General features: G+C 66.3%; 10 protein-coding genes, 1 tRNA gene, 4 pseudogenes and 1 riboswitch. Of the genes and pseudogenes, 8 read left to right on the top strand and 7 right to left on the bottom strand.

All coding sequences use genetic code 11. From position 1 onward, the window contains the following. Window positions 1-146: 146 nt before the first annotated feature. From PE067_RS07455 to PE067_RS07430, 6 genes and pseudogenes are all read right to left on the bottom strand, one after another. Window positions 147-828, bottom strand: a pseudogene (locus PE067_RS07455) (SMC-Scp complex subunit ScpB). Then, a pseudogene (locus PE067_RS07450) lies at window positions 825-1,683 on the bottom strand (ScpA family protein). The pseudogenes PE067_RS07455 and PE067_RS07450 overlap by 4 nt, the downstream one beginning before the upstream one ends. A gap of 69 nt (window positions 1,684-1,752) precedes the next feature. Beyond that, complete coding sequence (locus tag PE067_RS07445) at window positions 1,753-2,748, bottom strand: glycoside hydrolase family 3 N-terminal domain-containing protein (RefSeq protein WP_276188545.1); 996 nt, start codon at window positions 2,746-2,748, stop codon at window positions 1,753-1,755. A 7-nt stretch (window positions 2,749-2,755) separates the two neighbouring features. Then, window positions 2,756-3,904, bottom strand: coding sequence for an SPOR domain-containing protein (locus PE067_RS07440; protein WP_276188544.1), 1,149 nt, complete (start codon window positions 3,902-3,904; stop codon window positions 2,756-2,758). A 69-nt stretch (window positions 3,905-3,973) separates the two neighbouring features. Beyond that, window positions 3,974-5,720, bottom strand: a pseudogene (argS, locus tag PE067_RS07435) (arginine--tRNA ligase). A gap of 80 nt (window positions 5,721-5,800) precedes the next feature. Next, entirely contained in the window at window positions 5,801-5,995 is a 195-nt protein-coding gene (locus PE067_RS07430) for a hypothetical protein (protein WP_276188543.1), read from the bottom strand. Between the two features lie 173 nt (window positions 5,996-6,168). Here PE067_RS07430 and PE067_RS07425 point away from each other — a divergent pair, with 173 nt between their 5' ends. From PE067_RS07425 to metK, 4 genes are all read left to right on the top strand, one after another. Continuing rightward, window positions 6,169-7,128: a DEAD/DEAH box helicase gene (locus PE067_RS07425; protein WP_276188542.1), complete on the top strand. Its 960-nt coding sequence runs from the start codon at window positions 6,169-6,171 to the stop codon at window positions 7,126-7,128. Window positions 7,129-7,263: 135 nt separating this feature from the next. Beyond that, window positions 7,264-8,076: a hypothetical protein gene (locus PE067_RS07420; protein WP_276188541.1), complete on the top strand. Its 813-nt coding sequence runs from the start codon at window positions 7,264-7,266 to the stop codon at window positions 8,074-8,076. Between the two features lie 195 nt (window positions 8,077-8,271). Further along, window positions 8,272-9,831 carry an apolipoprotein N-acyltransferase gene (lnt, locus tag PE067_RS07415; RefSeq protein ID WP_276188540.1) on the top strand — a complete coding sequence of 520 codons (1,560 nt, stop codon included), beginning with the start codon at window positions 8,272-8,274 and terminating at the stop codon, window positions 9,829-9,831. Window positions 9,832-9,841: 10 nt separating this feature from the next. Beyond that, a riboswitch (SAM-SAH riboswitch) is annotated at window positions 9,842-9,890 on the top strand. A gap of 5 nt (window positions 9,891-9,895) precedes the next feature. Next, on the top strand, window positions 9,896-11,062 hold the full coding sequence (gene metK, locus PE067_RS07410) for a methionine adenosyltransferase (protein ID WP_276188539.1): 1,167 nt from the start codon (window positions 9,896-9,898) through the stop codon (window positions 11,060-11,062). Between the two features lie 112 nt (window positions 11,063-11,174). Here the strand turns inward: metK and PE067_RS07405 are convergent, their stop codons facing one another. Then, on the bottom strand, window positions 11,175-11,801 hold the full coding sequence (locus tag PE067_RS07405) for a DnaJ domain-containing protein (protein WP_276188538.1): 627 nt from the start codon (window positions 11,799-11,801) through the stop codon (window positions 11,175-11,177). An 81-nt stretch (window positions 11,802-11,882) separates the two neighbouring features. Between PE067_RS07405 and PE067_RS07400 the strand changes: the two genes are divergently transcribed. The 4 genes and pseudogenes from PE067_RS07400 (at window position 11,883) to PE067_RS07385 (ending at window position 15,267) form a co-directional block, all read left to right on the top strand. Then, complete coding sequence (locus PE067_RS07400; protein WP_276188537.1) at window positions 11,883-12,143, top strand: BolA family transcriptional regulator; 261 nt, start codon at window positions 11,883-11,885, stop codon at window positions 12,141-12,143. 112 nt (window positions 12,144-12,255) lie between these two features. After that, complete coding sequence (gene glpX / locus PE067_RS07395; RefSeq protein ID WP_276188536.1) at window positions 12,256-13,221, top strand: class II fructose-bisphosphatase; 966 nt, start codon at window positions 12,256-12,258, stop codon at window positions 13,219-13,221. Window positions 13,222-13,313: 92 nt separating this feature from the next. Next, window positions 13,314-15,067 (top strand): annotated as a pseudogene (gene recJ, locus PE067_RS07390) (single-stranded-DNA-specific exonuclease RecJ). Between the two features lie 125 nt (window positions 15,068-15,192). Further along, window positions 15,193-15,267, top strand: a tRNA-Glu gene (locus tag PE067_RS07385). The last annotated feature ends 304 nt before the right edge of the window (window positions 15,268-15,571 follow it).

Raw genomic sequence — 15,571 nt, 5'->3', positions numbered from 1 at the left:
GGGGTCGCCCCCTTGCTGCCCGGTTGCCTGGCGCCGGTTTTCGAAATCTGGCGCGTCGCCTTGTTGATGCCCCAATTGATGCCGCGCCGCATGACCATACGCGTCAGCATATTAATAATCTGCTGCATGTTCATGCCGCAACCCTTTCATTCATCTTCAAAAAGATCATCCGCCGGGCCATCGTCCCGATCCTCGGGGGCGGGTTCGGGGAACAGCCCCGGCGCCACGACGCCCTCGGACGGGGGGCGCGATTCCAGCAGGCCCGCCGCCCGCAATTCGGTCAGTCCCGGCAGGTCGCGCGCGCTTTCCAGCCCGAAATGATCCAGAAAGCTTTCGGTCACGACAAAGGTCGCCGGACGGCCCAGAGTCATCCGCCTGCGCCCGATCCGCACCCATTCCATTTCCATCAGCTGGTCCAGCGTGCCGCGACTGACGGCGACACCCCGGATCTCTTCGATTTCGGCGCGGGTGACGGGCTGGTGATAGGCGATGACGGCCAGCGTTTCAGTCGCGGCGCGCGACGGGCAGCGGGTATCGACCGCCTGTTCCTGCATCAGGAAACCCAGATCCCCCGCCGTGCGAAAGGCCCAGGAGATCGCCGACGCGGGCCAGTTGCACGCCCCGCCCGTCATAGCGCGCGACAAGGCCCGCCATGACCTCTGCCGGGTCACAGCCGACAGGCATGCGCGCGCCGATCTCGCGCAGCGTCATGGGCGCGGCCGAGGCGAACAGGATCGCTTCCACCATGCGTTCCTGTTCGGGCAAGGGCGGCGGCGGGAAACGCGGTGCCTCGTCGATGATGTGAGCGTTTTCGGTCTGGTCGGTCATGGGGTTTCCCGCCCGCTGTTGTCGGGCCTGTCATCTGCGGTCCTGCGCCGGATCGAGATCGGCGCGAAGGTCTCGGACTGGCGAATTTCCAGCGCCCCCTGCCGCGCCAGCTCCAGCGTCGCGGCAAAGGTCGCCGCCGTGGCCGAACGCCGCCGCCCGCCCTGATCGGCCCAGCCATCGGGCAGGAAATCGGCCAGTTCGGTCCAGTCGCCGACATAGCCGATCAGGCCGCGAACCCGCTCCAACGCCTGTTCCATCGTGAAAATATCCCGCCTGTCAAAGGCATAGGGGCGGAATTCGTCACGGGTGCGCAGCCGCGCATAGGCGCGCATCAGGTCGATCAGCCCGGCCTGCCAGCGCGTCTGGCGGTTGCGGGTGATCTGTTCCGGCGCGCCGCGCACAAACCGCTGCTGGCCAAGCCGGTCCCGCGCCATCAGCCGCGCCGCGGATTCGCGCATCGCCTGCAGCCGCTCCAGTTGAAACGCCAGATGCGCGGCCATGTCTTCGGCGCTCGGGCCTTCGGCCTCGGGGTCGGGGGGCAGCAGCAGGCGCGATTTCAGGAATGCCAGCCAGGCGGCCACTGACCAGATAATCGGCGGCCAGTTCGATCCGCAGGGCGCGGGCCTGTTCGACGAAAACCAGATATTGTTCGGCCAGACCAGGGACCGAGATCTGCATCAGATCGACCTTTTGCGTCCGCGCCAGTGTCAGCAGCAGGTCCAGCGGGCCTTCGTAGCCGGAAACATCGACGACCAGCACCTCTTCGGCCCGCCGCTCCTCGACCGAGGGGGCGGTGGCGTGGATCAGCGGCGATTCCGCGTCGGGAACGGGCGTCGGATAGGGGACCTTGGTCATCTGCGGGCTTTGGACATCAGGCGTGCAGGATCGGGCAAGGCGGGGGGCAAGTCAACCAAAGCCGTGCGATCAGGCCATTGCGGCAAGTTCGGCCCGCAACCCCGCCAGATCCAGATCCTGCGGCGCGCGGCGCATGGCCAGCGCCGCATCGGCGCGCGCCACGGCGGCGGGGGTCATCGGCCCGGCAGCCGCGACAATCGCCTGCATCTGCGCGATGGTTTCGTTGCAGCTCAGCACCAGATCGCAGCCCGCAGCGACCGCAGCCGCCGCGCGTTCGCCGGGGCTGCCCGACAGCGCCTGCATGCCGATGTCATCGCTCATCAGCAAGCCGCCAAAGCCGATGCGCTCTCGGATCAGCCAGATCGCCGGGGCCGAGGCCGTCGCGGGCGCATCATCCAGCGCGGTCAGGCGGATATGCGCGGTCATCGCCATCGGCAGATCGGACAGCGCGCGAAAGGGCGCGAAATCGCTCTGGTCCAGATCCTCCAGCGCGGCGTCGATCACCGGCAGGTCATGGTGGCTGTCCACCCGCGTCCGTCCATGGCCGGGCAGATGCTTGATCACCGGCAACACGCCCGAGGCCAGCAGCCCATCCGCCGCCGCCCGCCCCATCCGCGTCACGGTTTCGGCGTCAAAGCCAAAGCAGCGGCTCATCAGAAAGGGGTGGGTGGTTTCCGTCGCGATATCCAGACAGGGCGCGCAATCGCTGTCGATGCCGCAATCGCGCAGTTCTCGGCCCATCAGCACATGCTGCAACCAGACCGCACGGGCGCCGCGCGCCGCCTGATCCATCGCGTTCGGCCAATCGGTCCAATGGGGCGCGCGCATCCGCTGGACACGACCGCCTTCCTGATCGATCAGGACGGGGGCATCGCGGCCGACGGCGTCCCGCAGATCGGCGGTCAGGCGGCGCAGGCGATCCGGCGTGTCGATATTGCGGCCGAACAGGATAAAGCCCCAGGGGTCGGCGTCACGGAAAAAGGCGCGCTCTGCCCCGGAAAGGTCGGGACCGGCGATTCCACCCAGAATGGTGGCGCCGGTCCCTTTGCTGGAATGATCGGACATCAAGGGCTTACTGGGCCGATGCCGGGATACAATCGGTGCCTTCGGCAACCAGCGCGGCGCAGAATCGGCGGGCCTCGTCGCGGCTGTCGAACCCTGCGACGCGCAGGCGCCAGAAGGTGCGGCCATTGCTTTCGGCGCGTTGGATCACCTGCCCCTTGCCGGAAAACAGCGCGCCGAACTTGCCCGAGATGCGATTCCATCCGCCCTCGGCCAGCGCATTGCTGTCGAAGGCGCCGATCTGGACCAGCGGCGCGCCGGAGGCGACGGCGTTCGGGGCGACGCGCTGGACGGGTGCGGCTGCAGGGGCGGCCACCGGCGCGGCATCGCTGACCACCGTGGGCTGCGCCGCGGCGGTGCGGCGCGGGCGCGGTGCGGGCCGGGCCGATGTGGCCAGACCGCCCGGCGTCGGCTGCGCCGCGGCGGCGGCGGCTTCGGCCAGAACGGCATTGATGGTTTCGGGGGCGACGACCTGCTGGCCGTCCAGATCGGTCAGCGCCTCGTTCACCGGGCCTTCGTTGGCCGGAGCATCGGAAAGCTGGGCCTGCGCGGCCGAGGCCTGCGCCTCGGCACGGGCGGCGGCGGCTTCGGCATCGGACAGGGCGACGATGCGGGCATTCGTCGCCTCCAGCGGCAATTCGGTTTCGCGCGAGGGCTGGCGGGCGGTCGCGCCCAGTTCGCCCATCGCGACATCTTCCTCGCCAAGGCCGGTCGCCTCGGGGGCGATGGCGACCTGGTTGGCGGGGCGCGCATCGGTACCGGCAGCGACGGCATTCACGGCCAGCCCGGTGCGGGCGACCAGTTCGCCGCCGGGATTGTCGGGAGCGGTGCGGGCCTCGCCCTCGATCGCGCGGATCACCGGGACACCCGAGACATCGCGCATCACCAGCTTGTAGCCCCAGACCGCCAGCATCACCATCAGCCCGACCGAAATCACCGCGCCCAGATAATGCGTCAGCCGACCGACACGCGCACCGACGGAAATATCGGCGGCGTAACGGGCATCGGAATCGTCATGGTAGCGTTCTTCGTCCCAATGGCCGTGTCCGGCCCATTCGGATTCTTCGGCCCGAGGGTCCTGTCCATAGGGGTAGTCGCGCACCTGACGAGGTTGCGCACCCACGAATCCACCGCCAGAGCGGAAATCAACCACTGCCATTGTCCTGCCTGCCTGCCGGTTGATCCGGCTTTGCTGTCACTGCTCGAAACCCGGCCCGGCGCTGTTCGATCAGCGCATTTCAGTTGCCGGAGTCACCCCAAGAATACCAAGACCGTTCGAAATGACAACGCCAACGGACCGCGCCAGCGCAATTTTTGCCGCCGTTTCCGCCCTGTCGCCATCCTGCACGAAACGCAGGGTCGTGTCGTCATTGCCCCGGTTCCACAGCGAATGCAGGTCCGACGCGATATCATACAGGAAAAACGCGATCCGATGCGGCTCGTTTGCGCGGGCGGCGATTTCGACCGTGCGTGGCCATTCTGCAACTTTGCGGGCCAGTTCCAGTTCGGCCTGATGGGTCAGGCGGCCCAGATCGGCATTGGACAGCGCGCTGTCAGTGGTATCGACGCCCATATCGGCGGCCCGGCGCAGGACCGAATTGATCCGCGCGCTGGCATATTGGACATACCAGACCGGGTTGTCCTTGGACTGTTCCAGAACCTTGTCGAAATCGAAATCCAGCGCCGCGTCGTTCTTGCGCGTCAGCAGGTGGAAGCGCGTGACGTCCCTGCCCGCCTGTTCGACGACATCGCGCAGCGTGACAAAGGTGCCCGCGCGCTTCGACATCTTGAAGGGTTCGCCGTTCTTGAACAGCTTGACCAGCTGGATCAGCTTGACGTCCAAGGGCACGCGCCCATTCGACAGCGCCTTGACCGCAGCGGACATGCGCTTGACATAGCCGCCATGATCGGCACCGAAGACGTCGATCAACTGATCGAAACCCCGGTCGATCTTGTCCCAGTGATAGGCGATATCCGGGGCGAAATAGGTCCATGCGCCATCCGATTTCCTGACCGGGCGATCCACGTCATCGCCATGCGCCGAGGACCGGAACAAGGTCTGTTCGCGCGGCTCCCAATCGTCGGGGATCTTGCCCTTGGGCGGGTCCAGCACGCCTTCGTAGATCAGGCCGGCCTGACGCAGCCGTTCGATCGCGGCCTCGATCCGGCCGGTGCCATACAGGGCCTTTTCGCTGGAATAAACATCCATTTCGACGCCCAGCAGGGCCAGATCATCGCGGATCATCGCCATCATGCGTTCGGTCGCGAAATCGCGGATCGGGACCAGCCATTCGCTTTCGGGCAGGTCCAGCAGGCTGTCGCCATATTCGGCCTTCAGCGCCTCGCCCACGGGGATCAGGTAATCGCCGGGATACAGGCCTTCGCGGATTTCCGGTTCCAGCCCGTTGGCCTCGCGGTAGCGTTCATAGGCGGAACGGGCCAGCACATCGACCTGCGCGCCGCCGTCGTTGATGTAATATTCGCGCGTGACGTCATAGCCCGCGAATTGCAGAAGCGCGGCCAGCGCATCGCCGAACACCGCGCCCCGCGTATGGCCGACATGCATCGGGCCGGTCGGGTTGGCGCTGACGAATTCGATATTGACCTTGACGCCCCGCCCCAGATCGGCGCGGCCAAAGCCGTCGCCGTCATGCAGGGCGGCGCGGATCACGTCACGCCACTGATCGGGCGCGATGCGCAGATTCAGAAAGCCCGGTCCCGCCACCTCGGCCGAGGTAATGCGATCATCTTCGCGCAGATGGGCGGCCAGCGTTTCCGCGATGTCGCGGGGCTTTTTGCCCGCGGGCTTGGCCAGCACCATCGCGGCATTCGTGGCCATGTCGCCATGCGCGGCGTCAGCGCGGCGGCTCGACCGCGACGGCGGTCATATCCAGCCCCGAGGGCAGTTCGCCCGCCGCAGCCATCTGGTTCAGCGCATCGATGACGAGCGCGCGAATATCCGAAAAGAGGTTCATTTCTGCCATCCGTTGTCGCCTGCGGGATAGCCCCTGCCCAAGGGGCGCGTCAACCACGGCCCTCGATTCCCCATGGCGGTTCATGCTATCATGGCTGACGAAACCTGAATGCTGCCCATGCCCGCGACACAATCTTTCGCATCAGATTGACGCAAGGCCGGTTTTCCTTTACCCAGCCCCATGTCTGCATCCGGCAGGCAAGGCAAGGGTGCGGAACAGGTCCCGGACAGCCGAGGAAAGCCGATCACCTTGATGATCGCGCCGACCCCGGCCATGGACGCTGAACGCTGCGGCAGAATGACCGCACAATATGACGAAAGCCCTGAATGACCAAATTTTCCGATCTGAAACTTGACCCCAAGGTCCTGAAAGCCATCTCCGAAGCCGGATATGACAGCCCGACGCCGATTCTGGCCGGGCGATCCCGCCCGCTCTGGAAGGTCGCGATGTGCTGGGGATCGCCCAGACCGGGACCGGCAAGACCGCAAGTTTCACCCTGCCGATGATCACGCTGCTTGGCCGTGGCCGGGCGCGGGCGCGGATGCCGCGCAGTCTGGTTCTGGCACCGACGCGGAACTGGCGGCGCAGGTCGCCGAAAACTTCGACACCTATGCGAAAACACACCAAGCTGACCAAGGCGCTGCTGATCGGCGGCGTCGGCTTTGGCGAACAGGACAAGCTGATCGACCGCGGCGTCGATGTGCTGATCGCAACGCCGGGCCGCCTGCTGGACCATTTCGAGCGCGGCAAGCTGTTGCTGACCGGTGTGCAGATCATGGTCGTGGACGAAGCCGACCGGATGCTGGACATGGGTTTCATCCCCGATATCGAACGCATCTTTCAACTGACGCCCTTCACCCGTCAGACGCTGTTCTTCAGCGCGACGATGGCGCCGGAAATCGAACGCATCACCGACACCTTCCTGCATTCGCCCGAACGGATCGAGGTTGCGCGTCAGGCGACGACCAGCGAAACCATCACGCAGCGGCTGGTCGAGATCACCCCTACCCGCAAGGACCAGACCGCGAAACAGAAACGCGAGTTGCTGCGCGCCCTGATCGACGCCGAAGGCGAGGCGCTGAAGAACGCCATCATCTTTTGCAACCGCAAGACCGATGTGGATATCGTCGCGAAATCGCTGAAGGCCCATGGCTATGACGCCTCGCCGATCCATGGCGATCTGGACCAGCGCCATCGCATGGCGACGCTGGACGGCTTCCGCGAAGGTTCGCTGCGTTTCCTGATCGCCTCGGACGTGGCGGCGCGCGGGCTGGACATTCCGGCGGTCAGCCATGTCTTCAACTTCGACCTGCCCAGCCATGCCGAGGATTACGTCCACCGCATCGGCCGCACCGGCCGCGCCGGGCGGCAGGGCACGGCGATTTCCATTTCGACGCCCGACGGATGAAAAATACCTGACCGCCATCGAATCGCTGGTCAAGCAGACCCTGCCCCGCGCGCCCCTGCCCGAAGGCTTCACCCTGTCCCCGGCCGCGCAGGATCGCCGCTGCAGCGGTTCGCGCGATGGCCGCGATGGCGCGCGATGCGGCGCGACCGTGATCGCGGTCGTGGCCGCGACAACGACCGCCGCCGTGGTGGCCGCGATCAGGCTGCTGGCGAACAGCCCGCCGATGCGCCCATGCGCGAGGAACATCTGGACAGCCGCCCGACAGCCAGCGAACAGCCCGCCCCCCGCGCGCAGCGCCACGATCACGACCAGCCGCGCGACAGTCGGCCAGAGGGTCGCACCGAACCCCGTCACGACGACCGCAACGATCTGCGGGGCGAACAGCGCAATGGCGACCGCCGCGACCGTCGCCGTGATCGCGGTGGCGAACGCGACCGCCACACGGTTCTGGGCATGGGCGATCACGTCCCCGACTTCATGCTGCGCAGTTTCCGCACCGATGCCTTCCCTGCCCGCCCCGAGCCGGAAGAGACGGTTTCGATCGTGTCCGAACCCGCGCCGGAACCGCTCCGCCAGCCTGCCGCAGAACCGGCTGCCGCTCCTCAGGCAACCATGGTCGCTGTGGCGCCTGCGGAACAGGCCAGCGTCGCGGAACCCTCTGCCGAGGCTGCCCCGGAAGTGAGCAGCGCGGCGGCAGGCGAAACCGCTCCGGCAGAAAAACCGAAAGCCCCGCGCAAACGTGCCCCGCGCAGCCGCAAAGCCGCCGAGGTCCCCGCAACGGAAGCCCCCGCAGCGGAAGTTGGCGCAACGGAAGCTCCCGCCGCCGACACCACCCCGCCCGAGGCCATCGCAACCACCCCGGCAGAACCCGAGGCCGGGAAAAAGCCGGTCCGCAAGCGCGTCTCGCGCGCCCGCAAAACCCGCAGCCGATGCGGCAGCGGCGACTGAGGCCCCCGCAGAATCCCTCGCAGAATCCCCTGCCGAGGCCGTCGCCGAAACAGGTGAAACCGCCGCAGAACCGGCCCCCGTCCGCAAACGCGCGCCCCGCACCCGCAAACCGGCCGCGAAAAAGACCGACACCGATCAGGCAGCCCCGGCGACCGAAGCCCCCGCCGGTTCCGAGGCCTGACGCAAAACCCAGCCATGCCGATGCAGCCCCGCGCGCGACGTGACAGCCTGCTTTCCGCGCTGCTCCATGTCGCGACGGGCGCGGCGGCGGCCCTCGGGCAGGCCCCCTGGGGGCTTTGGCTCGTCACCCTTCTGGCCCTTGCGCTGCTGTGCTGGCGTATCGCGCGCAGCCGCACCCCTCTCTCGTCCCGCCTTTCTGGCAGCGCCAGCGGCTATTTCGCCGCCAGCATGTTCTGGATCGTCGAGCCCTTTCTGGTCGAACCGGAGATCTACGGCTGGATGGCGCCTTTTGCGCTGGTGCTGTTCGCGGCGGGCGGCGGGCTGTTCTGGGCCGTGCCGGGCTGGCTGGCGGGGCGGATCAGCACCGGCTGGCAGGACCGCGCCACGGGTTTTGCCGCGGCGCTTGTCCTGTCCGACTGGATCCGGGGCTGGATCTTTACCGGCCTGCCCTGGGCGCTGACCGGCCATATCTGGATCGACACGCCCGCCGCGCAACTGGCCGCGCTGACCGGCAGCATCGGCCTGTCGGCGCTGACCATGCTGGCGGCGGCCCTGCCGATCCTGCTGTGGCGCGGCCCGGCGACCGACATGCGCGGCGCGTTGCGCGGATCGGTCATGGCTGCGCTGGTCATCGCGCTGGCCCATGGCTGGGGCCTCAACCGCATCATCGCCCCCCTGCCCGCCGACCGCGACTTTACCCTGCGGCTTGTCCAGCCCAATGCCGAACAGGCGCTGAAATGGGACCCCTATTGGTCGCAGGTCTTTTTCGACCGGCTGATCCGGCTTTCGACCGGCCCGACAGCGGATGACCGCGCGCCCGACGCGGTGATCTGGCCCGAAACCGCCGTCAACTTCCTGCTTGAACGCGCCGAAACCGCCCCGCAAGAGATCACCCGCATCGCCGGTGCCCCGGTCCTTCTGGGCATCCAGCGCAGCGAAGGCAGCCGCTATTTCAACAGCTTCGCCGAATTCACCGCCGATGGCCGGATCGGCCGGACCTATGACAAATTCCACCTTGTGCCCTTTGGCGAATATACACCCTGGGGCGATCAGCTGGCGCGCTTCGGCATCTCGTCCTTTGCGGCGCAACATGGCGCGGGCTATTCCTCGGGGACCGGGGCGCAGGTGCTGCGCGGTCTTGCCGACCAACTGCCCCCGGTTCAGGTCCTGATCTGTTACGAGGCGATCTTTTCGCGCCACCTGATCACCGGTCCCGACCGCCCCGAATGGATCCTGCAGATCACCAATGACGCATGGTTCGGCACGCTGGCCGGACCGTGGCAGCATCTGGCGCAGGCCCGGCTGCGCGCCAGAGCAAGCGGCCTGCCCGTGATCCGCGTCGCCAATACCGGGGTGACAGCGGTCATCGACGCACGCGGCGCCGTCCGCCAAAGCCTTGGCCTGAATGTCGAGGGTCGTATCGACGCCCGCCTGCCCGGCGCCCTGCCCCCGACGATCTGGAGCCGGACCAGAGACTGGCCGGTTGTCATCGCCACCCTGCTTGCCCTGATCGTGATCGCCACCCGCCGCCGCAAAAGCGTCAGCAGTGTTGACGAAACGCGGCCAGTGGCATAACGCTCGGATTTGACCGCCACAACGGCTTCCTGACGTGGCGGCTACATTTCACCGGAGCAACCCCATGGCCAGACAGAATTACGTGTTCACCTCGGAATCCGTTTCCGAAGGACACCCTGACAAGTTGTGCGACCAGATTTCAGATGCCGTTCTGGATGCGCTGCTGACCGAAGACCCGCGCGCCCGCGTCGCCTGCGAAGCCTTCGCCACCACCGGCATGGTGGTCATCGGCGGAGAAATCGGCTTGGCCGATCAGGACCGGCTCAGCCATTACATGGGCTCGATCGGCCAGATCGCCCGCGATGTCATCCGCGACATCGGCTATGAGCAGGAAAAATTCCACTGGAACACCTGCAAGGTGCTGAACCTGCTGCACGAACAATCGGCCCATATCTGGCAGGGCGTGAAAAACGACGCCGCCGGCGATCAGGGCATCATGTTCGGCTATGCGGTCGATGAAACGCCCGAACTCATGCCCGCGCCCATCCAATACGCGCATGCCATCCTGCGCCGTCTGGCCGAGGCCCGCAAATCCGGCGCCGAACCCGCGCTTGGCCCGGATGCGAAATCGCAACTGACGCTGCGCTATGAAAACGGCAAGCCGGTCGAGGTCACCAGCATCGTCGTTTCGCATCAGCACAAGGACGAAAGCCAGACATCGGACGATATCCGCGCCATTGTCGAACCCTATGTCCGCGAGGTCCTGCCGCAGGGCTGGCTGACCGAAAACACCGAATGGTGGGTGAACCCGACCGGCACCTTCGTGATCGGCGGGCCGGATGGCGACGCGGGCCTGACCGGGCGCAAGATCATCGTCGACACCTATGGCGGCGCAGCCCTCCACGGCGGCGGTGCGTTTTCCGGCAAGGATCCGACCAAGGTCGACCGCTCTGCCGCCTATGCCGCGCGCTATCTGGCGAAAAACGTCGTCGCGGCGGGCCTGGCCCAACGCTGCGTGATCCAGCTCAGCTATGCGATCGGCGTCGCCAAACCGCTGTCGATCTATGCCAATACCTTCGAAACCAATACCGTCCCCGAGGCGGAAATCGAAAAGGCGCTGGCCAGGGTCATGGACCTCACGCCCAAAGGCATCAGCGATCACCTGAACCTGTGCCGCCCGATCTACCGCCGCACGGCCGCCTATGGCCATTTCGGCCGCGCCCCCGAGGACGATGGCGGCTTTTCATGGGAACGCACCGACCTGATCGAGGCGCTGCAAAAAGCGATCTGACCCAAGCCCGCCACAAACGAAAGCCCGGCGGATCGACCTGCCGGGCTTTCTTCATCACCGAAATACCCTCGGGGGAAGCGCCGCAGGCGCGGGGGGCAAAGCCCCCTTCACCTCAATCCTTGAAGCTGCGGCTTTCCTTGATCTGATCCCAGGCCCAGACCACCTCCTGCAACCGATCCTCGTCCGAACGGTCGCCGCCGTTCATGTCGGGGTGCAGATCCTTGACCAGGGATTTGTATTGCTTGCGGATTTCCGCGCGCGTCCAGCTGTCCTTGGCCTCCAGAATATCCAGCGCCTTGCGCTCGGTCGGGGGCAGTTTGCGGGCGGCGCGGACGCGGACCTCGGGGTTGGTGCCGTTGGCGCCCAGGATTTCCAGCGGATCATCGACACCGTGACGCGCCCATTTGCTTTCCTGCGTGGCCCGGCGAAAGGGCTTGGTCGGACGTTCCCACACGGTCGCATTGTCCAGGAATTCCTGGAATTCCGCCTCGGACTGGCCCTGGAAATAATTCCAGTTCAGGTTGTATTCGCGGACGTGATCCTTGCAGAACCAGTAATAATCATCCAGCGCGCGGGGCGATTTCGGCGCGCGATACTGCCCCGGCTGATCGCATCCCGCCTTGTCGCATCTGCGTGTCGAAGTCTCGAACGCCCCCGACATGCCACGCCGTCCCTTGGCCCTGCGCTTCTTGTCCGAAGCCGCTGACATGTCGAAACCGAACGGATCGCTACTACTCATCATACTTGCCCTGTTCTCGGCCCTGTTCTCGTCGGAGGCAGTAGTTTAGGCTATTTCACGTAACAGAAAAGGTAAAAACCGATGATCGTCGATGAGATGCGCGACCGCCTTGCCGCCCTTTCCCCCGAACAGCTTGAAGTACTGGACGAAAGCGAGGGGCACCGGGGCCATTCGGGCTGGCGCGACGGCGGCCAGACGCATTTCCGCATCCGCATGACCAGCGCGCGCTTCAACGATCTGAACCGGCTGGCCCGCCACCGTCTGGTCCATGACACGCTTGGCGATATCGTGCCGCGCATCCATGCGCTGGCGCTGGAACTGTCGGGCACAGACAAGGGCTGAAGCGGCAAAACCGCCGATGCGCGAAACGACCGCCGCCGTTAGCGCCCCCACCCTTGCCCGATTCGGGGCAGGCGCGTAGAAGCGGCCCGAACATGTCATCAAGGATCTGACGATGAACGCCAAAACCGATTTCAACGACCGCATGCTTTCGCTCGGCCTTGCCCGCGTCAGCGAAGCCGCAGCCCATGCCTCGGCCCGGCTGATCGGCCGCGGCGACGAAAAGGCGGCCGATCAGGCGGCGGTCAATGCGATGCGCGAACAGCTGAACATGCTGGACATCAAGGGCGTCGTGGTCATCGGCGAAGGCGAACGCGACGAAGCCCCGATGCTGTATATCGGCGAAGAAGTCGGCTCGGGCAAAGGCCCCGAGGTCGATATCGCGCTCGACCCGCTGGAAGGTACGACCCTGACCGCCAAGGACATGCCGAACGCGCTGACCGTCATCGCCATGGCCCCGCGCGGCACGCTGCTGCATGCCCCCGACGTCTATATGGAAAAGCTGGCCATCGGGCCGGGCTATGCCAAGGATATCGTCAGCCTGGACATGTCGCCCGCCGAACGCGTCACCACGCTGGCCCGCGCGCGCGGCGTCCAGCCCGGCGATATCACCGTCTGCATCCTTGAACGTCCCCGCCACGAAGACCTGATCGCCGAGGTTCGCTCGACCGGGGCCGCGATCCGCCTGATCACCGATGGCGACGTTGCGGGCGTCATCCACTGCGCCGAAGCCGAACTGACCGGAATCGACATGTATATGGGTTCCGGCGGCGCGCCCGAGGGCGTTCTGGCGGCATCGGCCCTGAAATGCATGGGCGGCCAGATGTGGGGCAAGCTCCTGTTCCGCAACGACGACGAAAAGGGCCGTGCGAAAAAGGCCGGGATCACCGACCTGAACCGCATCTATGCGCGCGACGAGCTGGTCACCGCCGATGTGATCTTTGCCGCGACCGGCGTCACCAACGGCTCGATCGTCGCGGGCGTCAAGCGCGAACCGCATTACCTGCAGACCGAAACCATCCTGATGCGCTCGAAAACCGGCTCGGTGCGGCGCATGATCTATCGCAACCCGATCCGCTGATCGCGGTTTTGACCGGATGAAAGGGGGCGGGCCGCAGGACCCGCCCCCGCTGTCGTCTTGCAACCCTGACCGCCCTGCCCCAGAACCATGTCATGACCGCTTTCCTGAATGTGCAGAACTCCCTGACCGGACGGCGCTGGACGGCGCCCGATCCCGCCCTTGAACGCGGGGCCGAGGCCCTCGCGCTGGACAGCGGCCTGCCGCTGGCCGTGGCCCGCATCCTGTCGGCGCGCGGCGTGACCGCCCCCGAGGTGCCGGGCTATCTGGACCCCAAGCTGCGCGACCTGCTGCCCGATCCTCTGACCCTGCGCGACATGGACAAGGCCGCCGCCCGTCTGGTCGCGGCACTGCAGGGGCGCGAAAAGATCGCGATCTTTGCCGATTACGACGTCGATGGCGGCAGTTCCGCCGCGCTGCTGCTGGACTGGCTGCGCCAGCAGGGCCGCGACGCGACGCTGTATATTCCCGACCGCATCGACGAAGGCTATGGTCCGAACGTCCCCGCCATGACCCGGCTTGCCGCCGACCATGACCTGATCGTCTGCGTCGATTGCGGCACCCTCAGCCATGAGGCGCTGGCCGCCGCCGCTGCCGCCGATGTCATCGTGCTGGACCACCATCAGGGCGGCGAAACCCTGCCCCCCGCCGTGGCCGTGGTGAACCCCAACCGCATGGACGAAGACGGCAGTCCAGGCCATCTTTGCGCGGCGGGCGTGGTCTTTCTGACGCTGGTTCAGGCGAATCGTCTGCTGCGGCAGGACGGCCAGCCGCAGCCCGACCTGATCCCGCTGCTGGATCTGGTCGCACTGGCGACGGTGGCCGATGTCGCGCCGCTGGTCGGGGTCAACCGCGCCTTTGTCCGGCAGGGTCTGGCGATCATGGCACGCCGCGAAAGGCCCGGTCTGGTCGCGCTGGCCGATGTCGCGAAACTCGATTCGCGCCCCACGGCCTTTCATCTGGGCTTTCTGATCGGACCCCGCATCAATGCCGGCGGCCGCGTCGGCCGCGCCGATCTGGGCGCGCTGTGCCTGTCCACGACCGATCCGCGTCAGGCCGCAAAGCTGGCGCAGGATCTGGACGACCTGAACCGCGACCGCCGCACCATCGAAGCCGCCGTCCGCACCGAGGCCCTGGCGCAGGCCGCCGCCCATATGGACAGCGAAAGCGCCCAGAATCTGGCCTGGGCCGCGGGGGAAGGCTGGCATCCCGGCGTCGTCGGCATCGTCGCCGCCCGCATGAAAGAGGCGATGAACCTGCCCTCTGTCGTGATCGGGGTCGAGCATGGCATCGGCAAGGGCTCGGCCCGCTCGGTCCCCGGCGTTGATCTGGGCCGCGCCATCCAGCGCCTCGCGGCCGAGGGATTGCTGCTGAAAGGCGGCGGTCACGCCATGGCCGCGGGCCTCACGGTCGCCGAAGATGCCATCCCCGCCGCCATGTCCTGCCTGCAGGCCCTGCTGGCGCGCGAAATGGCCGAACGCAGCGGCGCGGGCGAGCTGCGCATCTCGGGCCTGCTGGACCCACAGGGCGCCACGGTCGAACTGATGCAACTGCTGGAACGCGCCGGCCCCTTTGGTCAGGCCGCCCCCGCCCTCCGCTTTGCCTTTGCCGACCAGCTGATCGACAGCGCCGCGACCATGGGCGACAGCCACCTGCGGCTGCGCTTTCGCAGCGCCGGATCGGCGCCGCTGGACGCGGTCGCATGGGGCGCCATGTCCGGCCCCTCGGCCCCGCCCTGCTCGGCGCCAAGGGCCGCCGGTTCCATCTGGCGGGCAAGCTGGAACTGTCGCACTGGGGCGGAAACGAACGCGTCCGCCTGCGTCTGGACGATGCTGCGGCAACAGGCTGAAGGGGTTTTGGGGCGTGCGAATGAATTTCACCTCGAAAGTGATTTTTCCTCTTGCACCCCCCCGAGTGCTGGCCTAAACACCGCTCCACGCCGCGCAGCCAAGGCCTCGAGCGGAACAAGAATGTGGCCCGTTCGTCTATCGGTTAGGACGTCAGGTTTTCAACCTGAAAAGAGGGGTTCGACTCTCCTACGGGCTGCCACTTCTGTTTTTATCCAAACAAAATCAGAAACATATCAGACGGTTTTGTCCTGCCGTGTCTAACGGGGGCAAAAATGGGACACTTTCGTTCGACCTCTGGGCCCGGTCATCATTGCCAGCACGGTTTCCGTGTGCTGGACAAATGCGGCATCCTGGTTTCGGGGATGCAGGTCACCGATTGGCCCGGGCCATCCCTGAACGACACGACGATCGGCTGCCAATCCCCGCGCCACCAGATAGCGCTGCCCGGCACAGGCCGGACATGTCAGCCGCGCCGCGGCACCGATTAGCGAAACTGATGGCTG

The organism is Paracoccus sp. DMF-8 (assembly GCF_029309835.1).
Lineage (GTDB): Bacteria > Pseudomonadota > Alphaproteobacteria > Rhodobacterales > Rhodobacteraceae > Paracoccus.
This window is presented reverse-complemented; position numbering and strand designations above follow the sequence as displayed.